At 68.3% G+C, this 16,122-nt stretch carries 21 protein-coding genes and 2 tRNA genes; 6 read left to right on the top strand and 17 right to left on the bottom strand.

Going from position 1 to position 16,122, the window contains the following annotated elements:
* Positions 1-38 precede the first annotated feature (38 nt).
* On the top strand, positions 39-659 hold the full coding sequence (locus tag BC102111_RS16660) for a TetR/AcrR family transcriptional regulator (protein ID WP_040342135.1): 621 nt from the start codon (positions 39-41) through the stop codon (positions 657-659).
* Positions 660-673: 14 nt separating this feature from the next.
* Here BC102111_RS16660 and BC102111_RS16655 read toward each other — a convergent pair whose 3' ends face one another.
* Both BC102111_RS16655 and BC102111_RS16650 read right to left on the bottom strand, forming a co-directional pair.
* Positions 674-1,378, bottom strand: a complete 705-nt coding sequence (locus BC102111_RS16655; RefSeq protein WP_009379454.1) for a hypothetical protein — start codon at positions 1,376-1,378, stop codon at positions 674-676.
* A 111-nt stretch (positions 1,379-1,489) separates the two neighbouring features.
* Entirely contained in the window at positions 1,490-1,954 is a 465-nt protein-coding gene (locus BC102111_RS16650; RefSeq protein ID WP_063249135.1) for a GNAT family N-acetyltransferase, read from the bottom strand.
* Positions 1,955-2,050: 96 nt separating this feature from the next.
* Between BC102111_RS16650 and BC102111_RS16645 the strand changes: the two genes are divergently transcribed.
* Together BC102111_RS16645 and BC102111_RS16640 are read left to right on the top strand one after the other, a co-directional pair.
* The gene (locus BC102111_RS16645) at positions 2,051-2,296 is read left to right on the top strand and encodes a hypothetical protein (protein WP_009379447.1); all 246 of its coding nucleotides are present in this window, start codon (positions 2,051-2,053) and stop codon (positions 2,294-2,296) included.
* Positions 2,293-3,282, top strand: coding sequence for an SRPBCC family protein (locus tag BC102111_RS16640; RefSeq protein ID WP_063249134.1), 990 nt, complete (start codon positions 2,293-2,295; stop codon positions 3,280-3,282). The genes BC102111_RS16645 and BC102111_RS16640 overlap by 4 nt, the downstream gene beginning before the upstream one ends.
* On the opposite strand, the gene BC102111_RS16635 is transcribed toward BC102111_RS16640, so the two are convergent.
* The 4 genes from BC102111_RS16635 to BC102111_RS16620 form a co-directional block, all read right to left on the bottom strand.
* Positions 3,263-3,610 (bottom strand): TfoX/Sxy family protein, encoded by a 348-nt coding sequence (locus BC102111_RS16635; protein ID WP_063249133.1) that lies wholly within the window; start codon positions 3,608-3,610, stop codon positions 3,263-3,265. The two genes, BC102111_RS16640 and BC102111_RS16635, sit on opposite strands and share 20 nt — an antisense overlap.
* 37 nt (positions 3,611-3,647) lie before the next feature.
* Positions 3,648-4,007, bottom strand: coding sequence for a nuclear transport factor 2 family protein (locus tag BC102111_RS16630; protein ID WP_063249132.1), 360 nt, complete (start codon positions 4,005-4,007; stop codon positions 3,648-3,650).
* A 65-nt stretch (positions 4,008-4,072) separates the two neighbouring features.
* Complete coding sequence (locus BC102111_RS16625) at positions 4,073-4,516, bottom strand: SRPBCC family protein (protein ID WP_063249131.1); 444 nt, start codon at positions 4,514-4,516, stop codon at positions 4,073-4,075.
* Positions 4,509-4,832 (bottom strand): ArsR/SmtB family transcription factor, encoded by a 324-nt coding sequence (locus BC102111_RS16620; protein ID WP_063249130.1) that lies wholly within the window; start codon positions 4,830-4,832, stop codon positions 4,509-4,511. Before BC102111_RS16620 ends, BC102111_RS16625 begins: the two co-directional genes overlap by 8 nt.
* 203 nt (positions 4,833-5,035) lie before the next feature.
* Here BC102111_RS16620 and BC102111_RS16615 point away from each other — a divergent pair, with 203 nt between their 5' ends.
* Positions 5,036-5,416: a hypothetical protein gene (locus BC102111_RS16615; protein WP_063249129.1), complete on the top strand. Its 381-nt coding sequence runs from the start codon at positions 5,036-5,038 to the stop codon at positions 5,414-5,416.
* Positions 5,417-5,758: 342 nt separating this feature from the next.
* Here the strand turns inward: BC102111_RS16615 and BC102111_RS16610 are convergent, their stop codons facing one another.
* Positions 5,759-6,469 (bottom strand): alpha/beta fold hydrolase, encoded by a 711-nt coding sequence (locus BC102111_RS16610; RefSeq protein WP_063249128.1) that lies wholly within the window; start codon positions 6,467-6,469, stop codon positions 5,759-5,761.
* A 49-nt stretch (positions 6,470-6,518) separates the two neighbouring features.
* On the opposite strand from BC102111_RS16610, the gene BC102111_RS16605 reads away from it, so the two are divergent.
* Positions 6,519-7,217 carry a helix-turn-helix transcriptional regulator gene (locus tag BC102111_RS16605; RefSeq protein ID WP_063249127.1) on the top strand — a complete coding sequence of 233 codons (699 nt, stop codon included), beginning with the start codon at positions 6,519-6,521 and terminating at the stop codon, positions 7,215-7,217.
* Between the two features lie 46 nt (positions 7,218-7,263).
* On the opposite strand, the gene BC102111_RS16600 is transcribed toward BC102111_RS16605, so the two are convergent.
* The 7 genes from BC102111_RS16600 to BC102111_RS16570 all read right to left on the bottom strand — a co-directional run bounded on the left by BC102111_RS16600 (position 7,264) and on the right by BC102111_RS16570 (position 14,247).
* Positions 7,264-7,345, bottom strand: a tRNA-Leu gene (locus BC102111_RS16600).
* A gap of 69 nt (positions 7,346-7,414) precedes the next feature.
* Positions 7,415-7,888, bottom strand: a complete 474-nt coding sequence (gene bcp, locus BC102111_RS16595) for a thioredoxin-dependent thiol peroxidase (protein ID WP_101624893.1) — start codon at positions 7,886-7,888, stop codon at positions 7,415-7,417.
* Positions 7,889-7,980: 92 nt separating this feature from the next.
* Positions 7,981-9,732 carry an acetyl/propionyl/methylcrotonyl-CoA carboxylase subunit alpha gene (locus BC102111_RS16590; protein ID WP_101624892.1) on the bottom strand — a complete coding sequence of 584 codons (1,752 nt, stop codon included), beginning with the start codon at positions 9,730-9,732 and terminating at the stop codon, positions 7,981-7,983.
* Between the two features lie 3 nt (positions 9,733-9,735).
* Positions 9,736-11,418: a 5-oxoprolinase subunit B/C family protein gene (locus tag BC102111_RS16585; RefSeq protein WP_101624891.1), complete on the bottom strand. Its 1,683-nt coding sequence runs from the start codon at positions 11,416-11,418 to the stop codon at positions 9,736-9,738.
* Positions 11,415-12,185 carry a putative hydro-lyase gene (locus BC102111_RS16580; RefSeq protein WP_101624890.1) on the bottom strand — a complete coding sequence of 257 codons (771 nt, stop codon included), beginning with the start codon at positions 12,183-12,185 and terminating at the stop codon, positions 11,415-11,417. The genes BC102111_RS16585 and BC102111_RS16580 overlap by 4 nt, the downstream gene beginning before the upstream one ends.
* On the bottom strand, positions 12,182-12,970 hold the full coding sequence (locus BC102111_RS16575; RefSeq protein ID WP_101624889.1) for a LamB/YcsF family protein: 789 nt from the start codon (positions 12,968-12,970) through the stop codon (positions 12,182-12,184). Before BC102111_RS16575 ends, BC102111_RS16580 begins: the two co-directional genes overlap by 4 nt.
* Positions 12,971-12,972: 2 nt before the next feature.
* Positions 12,973-14,247: an NRAMP family divalent metal transporter gene (locus tag BC102111_RS16570; protein ID WP_101624888.1), complete on the bottom strand. Its 1,275-nt coding sequence runs from the start codon at positions 14,245-14,247 to the stop codon at positions 12,973-12,975.
* Between the two features lie 235 nt (positions 14,248-14,482).
* Between BC102111_RS16570 and BC102111_RS16565 the strand changes: the two genes are divergently transcribed.
* Positions 14,483-15,121, top strand: coding sequence for a GntR family transcriptional regulator (locus BC102111_RS16565; protein WP_101624887.1), 639 nt, complete (start codon positions 14,483-14,485; stop codon positions 15,119-15,121).
* A gap of 77 nt (positions 15,122-15,198) precedes the next feature.
* Here the strand turns inward: BC102111_RS16565 and BC102111_RS16560 are convergent.
* From BC102111_RS16560 to BC102111_RS16550, 3 genes are all read right to left on the bottom strand, one after another.
* Positions 15,199-15,274: transfer RNA gene (locus tag BC102111_RS16560), tRNA-Lys, on the bottom strand.
* 102 nt (positions 15,275-15,376) lie between these two features.
* Positions 15,377-15,697, bottom strand: coding sequence for a GroES family chaperonin (locus tag BC102111_RS16555; RefSeq protein ID WP_009379413.1), 321 nt, complete (start codon positions 15,695-15,697; stop codon positions 15,377-15,379).
* Positions 15,690-15,977: a DUF3618 domain-containing protein gene (locus tag BC102111_RS16550; protein WP_009379411.1), complete on the bottom strand. Its 288-nt coding sequence runs from the start codon at positions 15,975-15,977 to the stop codon at positions 15,690-15,692. Before BC102111_RS16550 ends, BC102111_RS16555 begins: the two co-directional genes overlap by 8 nt.
* Positions 15,978-16,122: the final 145 nt, after the last annotated feature.

Below are 16,122 nucleotides of genomic sequence, written 5' to 3'. Positions count from 1 at the left end.
ACGATACACTCTTCACGGAGTCAGGGGAAGTGGTGATCATGCGACTCAATCGGGACCGGCTTGTCAGTGCCGCCCTCGATCTCGTCGATGTCGAGGGGGCCGAGGCGCTGTCCATGCGCGTCCTCGCCGATCGGGTCGACCGCCAGGTCTCCTCGCTCTACAACCACGTCAGCGGGCGCGATGACCTCATCGAGGCGATGCGCGCGCGGATCGTCACGGGCATCGACGTCAGCGCCTTCGCCGAGTCGTCGGGTCTGGCCTGGGACGAGGCAATCGAGGTGTGGGCGCGTTCGTACCTGCGGGTCTTCGCCGCCCACCCCAACCTCATCCGCCTGCTCGCGACGACCTCGATCCGGGACCGGTCGACGTATGCGATGTACGACGCGGTCGTCGCGGGCCTGCGCCGAGGCGGTTGGCCGGAGTCCGAGGTCATCGCGGTCGTCCGCACGGTTGAGGCGCATGTGCTCGGGTCGGCGCTCGACATGGTCGCCCCCGGTGACCTCCTCGCGCAGGAGGCCGCCGATGAGCAGTTCCCTGCCGTCCATGCGGCGCTCGCCGCTCACAATGCCGACTCGTACGGGGCGGAGCCGTCGTTCGAGCTCGGGCTCGCTGCCCTTCTCGACGGGTTGCGGGTGCGACTGGCAGCCCGAGTGGCGTGAGCGGCGTTCGCGTCCTATAGGCGCGGTTCGCCCCAGATGCCCATCGCGAGGAAGATGACGGCGGCGAGCAGCGTGAGCGCGGTCGCCCAGGGGCGGAGGTTCGCGTTCGCGATGCGGGTGAAGAACGCAGAGAGTTTCGCAGAGACCTTCGGGAAGCGGTTCCATGCCCAGGTGAGGAGCACGTAGGGGGCGATCATCGCGGCGATGAAGACGAGGTAGACGATGCCGCGGATGATGATGTCCTCGCTCACGGCGCGGACGATGCGGGCGACCATGTACATCGTCGCGAAGTCGCTGAAGCTGATGACGGTGTTCGAGATGCCGATGAGGACCATCGCCCCGGCTTTGCCGGTGGGCTTCCTGTGCGGCCTCTTCGGTTTCGGAGGTCGGCGCAGCCGCACGGCCATGATGATGCCGGCGGTGAGGAAGAGGGCGCCGGCGGCGAGGTCGACGCTGTGACGGACGAGGACCTTCTCGATGTCGCGACTGACGAGGGTCTCGAGCGTGTGTGGGTCGATGACCTGGAGGGCGAGGAGGATGACCGTGGCACCGAGGATGAGTCCGAGGAGCATGAAACCCATCGCGCGCTTGGCGCGGGGAACATCGGTGAGGACCCGGAAGGACACGGCGATCGTCGTCGGACTGATGCCCATGACGAGGCCGAGGCCGATGAGGCTGATCGCAGCGCCGACGAGACGCACGAGGTCTGACACGAGCATGGAAGCAAGACTACCGGGGTAGGGTCGGTCCATGGACGACACGAGGCTTGCCGATTTCTGGGCGGGAGCGCGGGCGGCGTCGCCCGTCGTGTGCGAGCAGTTCCGAGTGGTCTACTCGGCAACCGGTGCCGCGTCGTAGGTGAGCCAGTTCGTCTTCGTCGCGACCTGGTCGTAGAGGGCCTGTGCCTGCGTGTTGTCGTCGGCGGTGATCCACCGGACGACCGAACGCCCCTCCTCGGCCGCGATCTCCTGCAGCCGGGCGATGAGCGCGCGACCGGCCCCGGTGCCGCGGGCTTCTGGGTCGGTGAAGAGGTCGTCGAGCCAGAGGCCGACGGTCCCCGTCGATGGACGGGAGAATCGTCGGTAGTCGGCGATCGCGACGATCCGCCCATCCGCCTCGGCGACGAGTCCTTCGCACTCATGGGACGGATCCATCAGCCATCCCCAGACGCGCTCGACGACGTCCTCGGATTCGGGGAGCTTGTAGAACTCCCGGTAGCCGCGGAAGAGCTCCTTCCAGCGGGACTCGTCGGAAGCGGTCACAGGGCGAACGGTGAGGTCGGCGGTTGAGCTCATGAGCCCACTGTAGAGGTCCGCTGAGCCCGCGGGAAGCGACCGCCGGTAAGCAACAATGGTTGACAGGCGGCGCGTTAGCAACGTAAATTGACAGACATGGAATCGACACAGATCGCCGATGTCGCGGCCGACACGAGTGACCCCCGGGCGGGGCTGCGGGCAGTGTCATCGTTGCGCGCACTCACCGAACGCCTCGAACTCGCCCAGGTCGAAGCCGGACTGCGAGCCGGGATGAGCTGGCAGGACGTCGCCGACGCGCTCGGCGTCTCCCGGCAGGCGGTGCACAAGAAGTACGCGAAGAGGATCGATCCGACGATCCCCGTCCCCAGGAGGGCCCGATGAGCAGGTTCACCGATTCCGCATCGACGTCGTACTCGCTGTCGATCACGGCGATGGAGGAAGCCTCGCGCGTCGGCCAGCGTGAAGCCGACATCGACCACCTGTTCCTCGCGCTCACCGTCAGCGAGCAGACCGCCGGTCAGGTGCTGCGCAGTCTCGGCATCACGATCGACGACGCCCGGGAGGCGGTTGCCGCGCAGCATGCCGAACAGCTCGCCGGACTCGGAATCCGCATGGACCCGCCCGAGCCCGGCCGTATCGTCTTCCACGAGACCGAGGGCTACGAGTGGGGTGACCGTGCGGTGAGGATCCTCCAGTCCGCGAACAGCTCCGGCAAGCGAGGTGACGCGGCCGCGGTGCTGCGCGACCTCGTCGTCGAACCGAGCGGCATGATCGAATCGATTCTCCAGCGTTTGGGCACCTCGCCCGAGGCTGTGCTCGCCGAGCTCGACAGAGTTGAGCGTCTGTCGGACCGGCGTTCGGGCTCGACGAGTGCGGATGCGCTGTCGGGCACGGCTGCGGCGTTCGTCCCGGCGCCGATCGATGACGTGTGGCGCCTGATCTCGGACGCCTCGCGACTGCCCGACTGGGATCCGACGATCGACGCCGTTGAGGACGGCGCCGCTGCCACCTCGGCGGGTCAGTCGTGGGCTGCTCGAACGCGCTCGACCCGGCGCGATGGGACGCCGGTCACCGTCAAGCCCCACGTGGTCAACCAGCGAGTGGAGGTCGTCGAGGCCGATGAACCGCGGTTCATCGAATGGCGGGCCACCTACCCCGATGCTGCGCGGGCCAACGCCCGACGCACGTCGATCGCCCTGGAACCGGCGGCCGGCGGCACCCAACTGCACATCGAGTACGCGTGGGTGCGCACCTCGACCAGCCTCGTCCGCCGCCTCCTCGGGCTGGTCCTGCGGCCGCTTCAGCGCTTCCTCATCTGGATCCAGCTGGGGCAGCTGCGTGCCGGGATCAGCCGCGCGTTCCGGTGACGGCCCGGTTGTGCTCGAGGGCCGCATCGACCCACGCGCTCAGCCCGGCGTCGTCGCCGATCGCCGTGGCAGCGACGTCGATCCACCCCGGACCCATCGTCCGTCCGGCACCCATCTCGGCCTGCCGAGCACCCGGCCGGCCGACGAGCTCGTCGTGACGGTCGGCGTCGATGCGCACGAGCAGGCTGCCGGACTTGAGTCCACTCACGGCGATCTTCTCGCTGACCATGAACGACCGACCGCCGAACATCGCGACCTCGCGCACCGCCGGCTCGTCGGCGAGCAGGGCACGGAGTCGGTCGACGAGGGCTCCTTGTTCGGGAGTCATCGCTCACTCCTCACTGGTGTGCACGCGTCGACGTCGATCATGACGGGTTCGGCGGACCGTAGGAGAGCCGGTCGAACATGAGCAGGCTCTCGGTGATCAGACCGTCCCGGACCGTGAAGAGCTCAGCGGCCGGAGTCGTCGACGTCGCAGCGGTCTGCGGGTAGTAGAAGAGGGCGACCTGATCGCCGTCGGAGAAGTCGGTGACCTCCTCGATGCCGGTGAGCATGGGGGCGAAGCCGCCGATGAACTGCCGGTAGGCGTCCTTGCCGGCGATGTCCATGCCGGGGGCGCGGCACGCGATGTCCTCGGCGACGTGCTCCATCGCCTCATCGACGCGGCCGTTCGTCCAGGCCTCGTGATACTTCCTCACGGTGTCGTATGCGGTGGTCTCGGCCATGGGATTCTCCTCATCTCTCGGTGTTCCCAGTTCCTGTGAATAGTCTTCCGTCGGATCGGGCGGAGTCAGTGCGGGCGGTCGGGCAGCGGCACCCACGTGTCGGGTCCCGCGTCGCCGCCGGTCCCGGCGATGACGAGGCGGGAGAGGAAGTGCGACCAACCGTCCGCATGGCCGGGCACACTGACCTCGGGCAGGTCCGAGTGCCGGAGATCGACGCGCGTGCCCGCCGAGGTCGGAGTGAGCCGGAATTCGACGGTCGAGGCGCCGGCGGGCAGATCGTCGCTGCCGGCGAACCCCCACGAGACGACGACGCGGCTGTGGGGATCGACGTCGAGGAACTCACCGCGGACGGGATGGCCGGCGATGTCGACGGCGAACTGACCGCCTCGGCGAGGGTCGAGGTCGGCGAACTCACCCATCCACGCCGTCATCCCCTCGTTCGTCGTGAGATAGGCGAAGACGGCCTCGGGTGGGGCGGCGATGTCGATAGAATCGGTGAACTCAGCCATGATCACTCTCCACGGCGGCCTTGAGGGCGGAGAGCTTGGTGGGCCAGAAGTCATCGAGGTACGTGCGCACCGCAGCGAGGCCGTCGGTGCTCACCGCGAAGAGGTGCCGCGTGCCCTCCCGGGTGCCGACGGTCAGTCCCGCCTTCCGCAGCACGCCGAGGTGGTGCGACGTCGTCTGCTGGGAGAGGCCGAGCTCCTCGGCGATCGTCCCCACCGGTTTCGGGGAAGTGCGGATCGCTGCCAGGATGGCCCGACGGTTCCCGTCGGCGAGCGCGCGCAGCGCCCGATCGAGGTCTGGTGCGGCCTCAGCGTTCATCGCGATCCCAATCGTTCGGACTGTGCTGTGTACCCTCACTGTAACACAAATGAGTGTTTGTACTCATAGAGATGAGTGAATTAGGACTGTGCGCCTGTAGAGTTGAAGTACAACGGCAAGACCTACGACACGTTCACGACCAATGTGCCAGTCTCGTACCGAGGGAAGAACGTGGTTACATCATTCCCTGCAACGAAGTGCTGATGACTGAGAAGATCCACGACCTTGACTACGTTCTCGCCGGGCGGCTGGCTGACATGGTAGGTGCAGTAGGCGACGTTGAAGTTCATGGCACCGAAATGACATTCCCAATGCGTGACAACGAAGGCTCAATTGTCAGTTTCAGTATCGACGTTCGTGAACTTGCAGACGAAGTCGAGGCGAATAGTTCTGACGCGGTCGTCGCGATGGGAAACAGCCGTGGACGACAGCATGCAGCGCTCGCGCTGATCGCAAACCGAATCCTCGAGGATCATCACGAAGACTGGGACACGTCCTCCAGCGATGAGGTCGAGCATCGCATTGACGATTACGAACCGATCGTGATCGACATGGAGAATTTCCCGTCGAAACGACGTAATTAGCGTCATCTCGTGTAGAACGACCAGCCCCGGGGGCTGTTTGCGTGGGAGACCAGCCGTACTTGGTTCTCCACTTATAGTTCACAGTAACTCTCCCGGGTCAGGCCGCGTGCTGCGAACATGATCGTTGCCGTCCTCACCGCCGACCACATTCACATGTGCCTGGACCAGGTCCGTGTCGACGTCCTGCACACCACTGAAGTGCGGGAGGTGTGAAAACGGCAGCGGCCAAGAGCGACTGGATCCGGCGAAATGGCAAGGACCTGAAAGCAGCGCGGCGACAAGTGGAAGAACAATCCGTCCGCGTTCTGCGCAGGGTGAGGGCGATGTTGCGCTGCTGACGAATCACTCGGGGCCGGTCGTCTTACGCGGCAGCGTGTCGACGAAGGCGGTGATGGCGGTGGCGAGTCCGGCGGGATCCTCGAGCATGGGCACGTGCCCGGTGGTCAGCTCCCGTGTCCACTCGCCGCCGAGGTTCGCCGCGAAGCGCTTCTGCAGCGCCGGCGGCAGCTCCTTATCGGTCGTCGACATCACGTATCCACGGGGTGCGCTCCACGTGCCCGGGCTGAGGTGATCGCGATAGTAGGCCTGGGGTTCGGGGGTGAAGTCGCTGATGAGACGGTCGACGATCTCACCGTCGAGGCCGCTGGCGAGGTTCTTCCGGATGGCCGACTCGGGCGGCCTGGTCCCGGCGAACCTCATCGCCGCGCCGAGCACCCACCGGTTGGGCGCGGGCATTGCGGAGACGAACGACCCACCGGCCGGCGGCACGATCGCGCTCACCGCGAGGAAGCCGGCGACCCGTTCGGGAGCGAGGCGGGCGATCTCCGAGGCGACGACGCCGCCGGCCGAATGGCCGACGAGGACGACCTGCTCGGTCGGCATCGCGGCGATAGCCGCCTCGGCGTAGTCGCGCAGACGCGCGGATTCCGAGGTGGGGCGTGGGGCGACGACGGAGGTCATCTCCTCGCCGAGGTGGTCGCGGGCCTGATCCCAGATCCACGAGGGGAGTCCGGCGCCGGAGAGGAGGAGAAGTGACTGCGAGTGCGTATTCATGGAACCATCATGACCGACTCCGATGTCACTGGTATGTCACCATTTATCCATGAATCGCATCGATCGTCTCTACGCCCTGCGCGAGGAGCTGCGCCGGGCCGGTTCGGCGGGTCGGACGGCGGAGCGGCTGTCGGAGATCTTCGAGGTGAGCGTGCGCACGATCAAACGCGACATCTCGAGCCTGCAACAGGGTGGTTTCCCTGTCTGGGCGCAGCCGGGCCCGGGCGGCGGGTACGCCGTCGACGCGGCGGCGACCCTGCCGCCGGTCAACTTCACCGAGGCTGAGGCCTCGGGGCTCGCCGCTGCCGTCGCCGCCCATCGTGGTCAGCCCTTCGACGGCGACTCTCGGGCGGCGCTGGCGAAGGTCCAGGCGGTGATGGACGCACGCACACGGGAGCGGTCGGACCGCCTCGGCGCGCGGATCTGGATCGATCATGCCGATGAACCGGGATCACCGCAGGTGAGGAGGGCCGTCGAACGGTCGCTCGAGGAACGGAGAGTGCTGTCTCTGCGCTACCGCGATCGGAACGGGCGCGAGTCGGCGCATCGGGTCGATCCGATCTTCCTCGCACACACGCAGAGTCGGTGGTTTCTCGTCGCCCACAGTCGCGACCGGGAGGCCATCCGCTGGTTCGTCCTCGACCGGATGCTCACCGCCCACCTCACGGCGGAGCCGGCGGCCGACATCCCCGTCGCCTCGGTCGGTGCCCCGCCGACGACGGCCCGGGCGGTCACAGGCGGGGCCTGAACGACACTGTGCCGCGACACCGATCGGTGTCGCGGCACAGACTGCGTACGCGAGAGGGGACTTGAACCCCTACGTCCGAAGACACTGGAACCTAAATCCAGCGCGTCTACCAATTCCGCCACTCGCGCGTGGCCGCATCAAGCCTAGCAGGACGCGGGCAGGCGGCCGAAAGCCCGAGCTCGCGGGCGAGCGGCCGCTCAGGCGGCGTCGATGCCGAGCGCCTTGCGCAACCTTCCGACGTGACCGGTGGCCTTGACGTTGTACTGGGCGAGTTCGACCTTGCCTTCGGCGTCGACGACGACGGTCGAGCGGATGACGCCCTGGACGACCTTGCCGTAGTTCTTCTTCTCGCCGAACGCGCCCCACTCGTCCATCATCGCCTTGTCCGGATCGGAGAGCAGCTCGAAGGTCAGTCCTTCCTTCTCCTCGAACTTCTTGAGCTTCTCCGGCGAATCGGGGGAGACGCCGAGGACGACGAGACCGGCGCTCGTCAGCGCGGAGAGCGAATCGCGGAAGTCACACGCCTCCGTCGTGCAGCCGGGCGTCATCGCCGCCGGGTAGAAGTAGACGACGACCCGCTTCCCGCGGAAGTCGCTGAGGCTCACGGACTTCCCGTCCTGATCGACGAGCGTGAAGTCCGGGGCGGTGTCGCCGACTGACAGACGTGGCATGAGGTCTCCTCTTCGTGATGCTGACGTTTCCGTCCACTCTATCCGCCGGGACGGACACGGCAGCCGCCGGGACGGACTCGGCCCATCCGACCTCACCGGATCCGGGCGATGGCCTCCCCGACGGCGACGACGTCGCCGACCGACGCGACATGGGTGAGCGTGCCCGCGGCTCCCGCCTGCACCCGGGTCTCCATCTTCATCGCCGAGAGCACGGCGACCTCGTCGCCTTCGGCCACCTCGGCGCCGTCATCGACGAGGAAGTCGACGAGGCTGCCGGGCACAGGCGCGGTCACCGCAGTCGATCCGTCGTCCGAGGCCACCGATCCCTCGGCGCGGTCCCCGTCCTCTCCGGTCCCCGCCGAGGCGGTCCCGCCGACCGGTCCGAGTGCTGCGAGCAGTGCGTCGGGCAGGCCGAGTGTCGTGAGCTTCCCGTCGATCTCGATGTCGACGCGGGTGATCCCGTCGTCCGATACGGGCGCGGGCCTCTCCTGCGGGGCGAACTCGGGCAGCAGCTGGGATTCGATCCACTGCGTGTCGATGCCGAGGCTCTCGCCGGCGAAGGCCGGGTGGCGGAGGATCGCGAGCGAACACGGGAGCACGGTGGCCGGGCCGACGACGTCGAGCTCGGTGGCCGCGGTGATCGTCCGCGCGATCGTCGTGGCCCGGTCAGGTCCGTGGACGATGAGCTTCGCGACGAGGGAGTCGAAGGCCGGTTGGACGGTGTCACCGGCACGGACCCCGGAGTCCCAGCGCACCCCGGGCCCGCCCGGAACGGTGAGGGTCTCGATGCGTCCGGGCGTGGGGAGGAAGCCGCGGCCGGGATCCTCGGCGTTGATCCGCAGTTCGATCGCGTGCCCGCGGACCTCGGGGGTCGCCGACAGGGAGAGCCCCTCGCCGAAGGCGATGCGGAACTGCTCGGTGACGAGGTCGACCCCGGTGACCGCCTCGGTGACGGGGTGTTCGACCTGGAGCCGGGTGTTGACCTCGAGGAACGTCATCGTCCCGTCGGCGGCGAGGAGGAATTCGACTGTGCCGGCGCCTCGGTAGTCGACCTCGGCGCAGATCGCCTCGGCCGAGCGCTGGAGGCGTTCGCGCTGTTCCTCGGAGAGGTTCGGGGCAGGGGCCTCCTCGACGAGCTTCTGGTTGCGCCGCTGGGCCGAGCAGTCCCGGTCGCCGACGGCGACGACCGTGCCCTTTCCGTCGCCGACGACCTGGACCTCGACGTGGCGGGGGTGTTCGAGGAACTTCTCGACGAAGCATTCGGGACGACCGAACGCCTCGATGGCCTCCCGGGTCGCCGATTCGAAGGCCCCGGCGACCTCGGAGATCTCGCGGACGATCTTCATCCCGCGACCACCCCCGCCGTGGGCGGCCTTGATGATGATGGGCAGGCCGTGCTCGGCGGCGAACTCCTCGACCTCAGCGGCGTCGCGCAGCGGCCGGTCGATTCCTGGCGCGAGCGGTGCCCCGGCCCTCTGGGCGAGCTGCCGGGCGGTGACCTTGTCCCCGAGCGCGGTGATCGAGTCCGGGGTCGGTCCGATCCAGATCATCCCGGCGTCCTCGACGGCGGCGGCGAAGTCGGCGTTCTCCGAGAGGAACCCGTAGCCGGGATGGACGGCGTCGGCGCCGGCCCGCCGGGCAGCTGCGATGATCGCCTCGATGCTGAGGTAGGTCTCGGCGGCGGTCGTCCCGGGCAGGGCGATCGCGACATCGGCGAGCTGCACGTGCAGGGCGTTGGCGTCCTGATCGGCGTAGACGGCGATGGAGGTGTGCCCGTTCTGGGCACAGGCGCGGATGACGCGCACGGCGATCTCGCCGCGGTTGGCGATGAGGATTCTCGACATGGTTCAGCTTTCGTCGGTGGTGGTGGAGTCGACGGTGGCGGCAGTGTCGACGGTGGCGGCAGTGTCGGCAGGACCCGAATCCGAACGCCGGAAGCGGATGCGGACACCCGGGGCGAGCTGGGCTGCGAGGTCGGTGTCGTCGACGCTGCCGATGATCGGGTAGCCGCCGGTGTGCGGATGGTCGGGGCCGAAGAGCACGGGCTGGCCGTTCGGCGGCACCTGCAGGGCACCGGTGACCGCACCCTCGCTCGGCAACTCCCCGGTTCGTGCCCGCTCGAGCGGAACCTCCCCGCTCAGCCGCAGGCCGACCCGGTCGGATTCGTGGGTGACCGTCCACTCCTGGTCGAAGAGGGTGGCGACCCCCGCGGGGGTGAACCAGTCATCGCGCGGTCCCAGGGTGACCGTGAGTTCGACGACCTCACCCGGTGTCGGCAGGTGCCTACCCTCGCCGAGGCGGGGGCCGGGATCGACGAGGAACGGTGCGTTGGCGGGCCCGTGGAGTCCGATCGTGTCCTCGGCCGTGAGCGCTGCGGGTCCGAGGTGCCCGAGGGTGTCACTCGACGCACTGCTGAGCGCGGTGGTCACCGCCAATCCGCCGCGGACGCTGAGGTACCGGCGCAGCCCACGCTCGCTCGCCCCGATCTCGAGGCGGTCGCCGTCGACGAGGGAGAACGCCTCCCCGACTTCGGGCCGGACGACGTCGCCGTTCGCACCGGTGAGCGTGATCGGCCCCTCGGCCCCGGTGACCGCGGCGACACCGTCACCGGTGACGTCGAGGACGGTTCTGCCGAGGCTCTCGAGCGCCGCCGTATCTTCGGCGTTGCCGACGAGGCGGTTGGCTTCGCGCAGGGCCGCCCGGTCCGCGGCTCCCGCGCTCGAGACGCCCATCGAGGCGAACCCGGGCCGCCCGAGGTCCTCGACGAGGAGCTGGAGTCCTGGTTGGACGACGGTGAGCGCATGGGGCGCCGAGGCTGAGCCGGATCCGGAGTCGGAGTCGGTGACAGTCTCCGTCGAGTCCGCGGTCGGTTCGGTGTCTCGTTCGGTGTCCGCGCCCCCGACCCGCACCATCTCCCGTTCGGCCTCGCGGAAGGTCACGAGGGTGCCGGGGACGAAGAGCGCAGGCGGGTCCCGGTCGAGGTCCCACAGCCGCGCGTCGGTGCGGCCGATGAGCTGCCATCCTCCAGGAGAGCTGCGGGGGTAGACCCCGGTGAACTCCCCGGCAAGGCCCACGGATCCGACGGGAACCCGGGTGCGCGGACTCGACCGGCGGGGCACGTCGAAGAGCGGGTCGTCCCCGGCGAGATAGCCGAAGCCGGGGGCGAACCCGGAGAACGCGACCTGCCAGCGGGCCCGCTGGTGGCGGGCGACCACCTCGGCGGGGGAGACGTCGAGGAGGTCGGCCACCTCGGCGAGGTCCTCCCCGTCGTAGCGGACGTCGATGGTCACGGTGCGGGCATCGTCCTCGCCTCCAGAGCTGAGGTCGAGGCCGCGGATCGTCGTCTCGAGCTCCCGCGCCGAGGTGCGTTTCGTGTCGAAGCGGACGAGCACGGTGCGGGCGGCGGGCACGAGTTCGAGGACGCCGGTCAGCGCTGCCGTCTCGAGGCTGTGGTGGAGGCGCATGGTCGCGGTGAGGTCGGCGCACTCGACGAGGAGGTGCTGCCGGGAGGCCGTGCGGAATTCGGTCACTGGCGGTAGTCGCTTTCGGGGGCGTCGGTGATGAACATCCGCCCGGGGGAGTGGGTGATGGCGAAGGGCGGCGCCGATTCGGCGATGGCGACCTGCGGGGTGACTCCGCACGCCCAGAAGACGGGGATGTCGCCTTCGGCCATGACCGGGGCATCGCCGAAGTCGGGGGAGTCGAGGTCGGTGATGCCGATCGCCTCGGGGTCGCCGATGTGGACGGGAGCGCCGTGGACGGCGGGGAAGCGGTCGGTGATGCGCACCGCCTCGGCGACCTGATGGGCGGGGATCGGGCGCATCGAGACGACCATGTCGCCGGCGATCCGACCGGCCGGTCGGCATCGGGTCGACGTCCGGTACATCGGGACGTTGCGCCCGGCCTCCTGGTGGCGGATGGGGATGCCCGCGTCGAGGAGTCCGGTCTCGAACGTGAAGCTGCACCCGATGAGGAAGGACACGAGGTCGGGGTGTGAGCCCCAGATCTCGGTGGCGTCGTCGATCTCCCCGGTGAGCTCACCGTGCTCCCACACGCGGTAGCGGGGGAGGTCCGTGCGCAGGTCGCTGCCCTTCGCGAGCGCCGATTCGACCTGTCCCGGTTCGAGGACGTCGACGATCGGGCACGGCTTCGGGTTGCGCTGGGCGAAGAGAAGGACGTCGAAGGCCCAGTCGGCGGGAACGGCGATGAGATTGGCCTGGACGAATCCCGGCGCCATCCCCGAGGTGGGGCCGGTGAAGCCGTGGCGGATGCGCTCGCGGGCGGCGGCGCCGGTCACGACCGCGCACCGGCGAACGGAGCGATGATGACGCCGGCCTCCTCGAGGACGGCGCGGGAGGCCTGCGCCATCTCGATCGAGCCCTTCGAGTCCCCGTGGAAGCAGATCGACTGGGCGTCGACGGTGATGGTGCTGCCGTCGATCGCCTCGATCTGCCCGGTCTCGACGAGGCGGAGGACCCGGGCCGCAACGAGCGCCGGGTCGTCGAGGACGGCACCGGCTTCGGTGCGGGAGACGAGCGAGCCGTCGGGGTTGTAGGCGCGGTCGGCGAAGGCCTCGGCGGCCACGGTCAGTCCCACCTCGGCGGCGACCCGGTTGGACACGCTGCCGGCGAGGCCGAGGAAGGTCAGGTTCGGGTCGACGGCTTTGACCGCCTCGGCGACGACCCTCGCCTGCGCTTCGTCGTGGACGATCGCGTTGTAGAGACCCCCGTGGGGTTTGACGTAGCCGACGGTGCCGCCGACCGCGGTGGCCAGGCCCATGAGCGCACCGATCTGGTACTCGACCTGGGCCTGCAGGGTCGCCGCGGGCACGTCGAGGGCCCGCCGACCGAAGCCCTCGTAGTCATCGTAGCCGGGGTGGGCTCCGATGACGACGCCCCGGTCGGTCGCCTCGGCGAGGGTGGCCCGAATCCCCTCGGGACTGCCGGCGTGGAACCCGCAGGAGACGTTCGCGCTGGTGACGATGCCGAGCATCGCCTCATCGTCGCTGACGATGCGGTCGGGGACGTTCTCCCCGAGGTCGGAGTTGAGGTCGATCGTGGGTGCGTGCTGGGCTGTGGTCATTCTCAGGCTCCGATTCCGATCATCGCGAAGATGGGGCCGACCGACTGGACGGCCATGTACCAGGACACCAGTGTCGCCGCCGTGCCGAGGACGAGCAACCACTTCGGGTACGAGTCGGTGCGCAGGAGCTTCGGGCGGAACCAGCCGATGTACATGAAGATCGTCAGGCCGATCGGCAGGATGAGGCCGTTGAACCCGCCGACGAAGACGAGCAGGGTCGCCGGTGCGGTACCGACGATGAGGTAGACGACGAGCGAGACGACGATGAAGGCGACCGTGGCCAGCTGGAGCGGCCAGCCGCCTGCGAGCTTCTTCGAGAACGCGGAGAGGAAGGTCGCCGAGGTGTAGGCCGCCCCGATGACCGAGCTCAGTGCCGCTGCCCAGAAGATCGCCCCGAAGATCCGGATGCCGGCGTCGCCGAGGACAGCGGCGAAGGCCTGACCGGCGGGGTTGGCGACCTGGCTCTCGAGGTCGAGGACGACGCCGGAGGCGACGACGCCGAAGATCGCGAGGAAGAGGACGTAGCGCATGATGCCGGTGACGACGATGCCCGAGAGCGCCGAGCGCATGACCGCCGGTGCGTTCTCCGGGCCGGTCTTACCCGAGTCGAGGTAGCGGTGGGCACCGGAGTAGGTGATGTAGCCGCCGACGGTGCCGCCGACGATCGTCGTGATCGTCGCGAAGTTGATCGTCTCGGGCAGGAAGGACTGGCGCAGGGCCTCACCGACCGGCGGCTGGGAGACGACGGCGACGATGACGGTGAGGATGATCATGCCGACGCCGAGGATGAGGACGACGGTGTCGACGACCTTGCCGGCGCGCTTGAAGAGGAAGATCCCGATCGCGAGGACACCGGTGAGCAGGCCGCCGAGCTTCGGATCGATGCCGAGGAGGGCGTTGAGGCCGAGACCACCGCCGGCGATGTTGCCGATGTTGAAGGCGAGGCCGCCGATCACGATGAGGATCGAGAGCAGGATGCCGGAGCCGGGCACCGCGGACGAGGCGAGCTGGGCTGCGCGTTTGCCCGACGAGGTGATCATCCGCCAGATGTTGAGCTGGATGGCGATGTCGATGAGGATCGAGATGAGGATCGCGAAGGCGAACGCCGCCCCCATCTGCGCGGTGAACGTCGCCGTCTGGGTGATGAATCCCGGACCGATCGCCGAGGTGGCCATGAGGAAGATCGCACCGACGATGGCACTGCGGCTGATCTTCTCGTGCTGCCGGCCGAGCGGACTCTCCTGGTCGGGCGGGGGCGAGACGGGCGTCTGTGACATGGGCTCTCCGATGAGGTGTCGCGGTGTGTGGTCGATGGTGCGCTCGGACGTCGGCGAAGGACGACTGCTGTGTCCTGCTTCACGCGCTGTCCGCTGAATTAGTAAACAATCTACCAACGATTGTTCAACAAGAGTAGACGTGGATCACAGAATCGTCAACGGCGGCGGTCGACACATCAGGGCGAATTGTCGCCCCGTCCAACGTGCTTCGCTGCGCGGTCACTAGGATGGAGATGTGAATCACGAATCCTCCCTGGTCAATCGGCTCACCGATCGCCTCATCGCCGGTGAGCTCCGTCCCGGCGCTCGTCTGTCCGAGGCGGCGCTGGCGAAGGAGTTCGACGTCTCCCGGAACACGCTGCGCGAGGCGTTCCGGGTGCTCGGGGAGCAGGGGCTCGTCGACCATGTTCCCAACCGCGGCGTCTCGGTCGCCTCGCCGTCCACGGCCGATGTCATCGACATCTACCGGGTGCGCCGGACCGTCGAGTGCACCGTGCTCGCCCACGCGCCCCGCAACCATCCGCGGGCCGCGGACATGCTCCGGGCGATCGAGGAGGCGAAGGCCGCGGCCGAGGCGGGGGACTGGCTCCAGGTGGGCACGGCGAACATGGCGTTCCACAACGGCGTCGTCGCGCTCTCCGACAGCGTCCGCCTCATGCGGTCCTTCGGTCATGTCCTCGCCGAGCTGCGGCTCGCCTTCCTCAAGGTCGAACTCCCCGATTTCCTCCACGCCCCCTTCGTCGAGCGCAACGAGGAGGTCTATGAGACCTACCTCGGCGACGGCCCCGCGGCCGCCTCGACGCTGCTCGGGAACTACCTCGGCGATTCCGAACGGCAGGTGCTCGGCGCCTACGCCCGCGCCGGGCAAGGGTGAGGCCCGCACCTGCGTCCGCAGACGACTGTGAATGCGAAAGAACCGCCGTCCGGATGATCCGAACGGCGGTTCTTGGCTGGTGCGCCCCCCGGGACTTGAACCCGGAACCCACTGATTAAGAGTCAGTTGCTCTGCCAATTGAGCTAGAGGCGCCTGTTGCACTTGCCGCGCAACGAGAATTAATACTACTCAGGGGCGCGGCGCTCGTGCAAACCGAGACGGGCCATTATTCGGTTTTGTGACTGAGATCGCAGGTCAGAGGTACATTCCCGCGCTCGACTGCTCGGCGGGTTCGGAAATCGCGTGGACGTCGCGCTCCCGCAGGAGCACATACGCCTGCCCCTCGAGCTCCACCTCGGCGCGGTCCTCGGGATCGTAGAGGACGGTGTCGCCGAGGTCGGCCTGCCGCACATGCGGACCAGCGGCGACGACCTCGCCCCAGACGAGGCGCTTGCCCATCGTCGCGGTCGCGGGGATGACGATCCCCGCCGCGGACTTGCGTTCGCCGGCCTCCTCACCGGGGTCGATGAGGATTCGGTCGTGGAGCATGCGGATCGGAAGAGCGGAGTCAGCCACGCCGATCTCGACCGGAGAACCCGACGACGAGGGCGGCGATGCCGAGCACGGTGCCGGCGCCGAGCGCGATGGCCTCGGGCTTCGGGGACCCGTCCTCTTCGATGACGGTCGACTTCGCCTTGTTGACGGCGCGGGTGAGGAGGACCTTGGGGTGGAGGCGTCCCACCAGTTCGTCGATGTTCTCCGAGAGGCGCTCCTCGCGCAGGCGGATCGACTCCGACAGCTGCGCGGCTGTCGCATTGTCGACGGTCACATCTGAGGTGTAGACGTTGTCTGTCATCGGGTCGCATCCTCCGGATCGCACGTGCATGTCCGCCTGTGACCGGCAGTCACAGGCCCTGCCGCCAAGCTTAGCCGTTGAGTTCTCACAGTGTCAGTTCGACGCCCCCGGATTCCCCGCGAGCTGCGTCCCCGACCTCGGAGTT

It is taken from the genome of Brevibacterium casei CIP 102111 (assembly GCF_900169275.1).
Classification (GTDB): Bacteria; Actinomycetota; Actinomycetes; order Actinomycetales; family Brevibacteriaceae; genus Brevibacterium; species Brevibacterium casei.
This window is presented reverse-complemented; position numbering and strand designations above follow the sequence as displayed.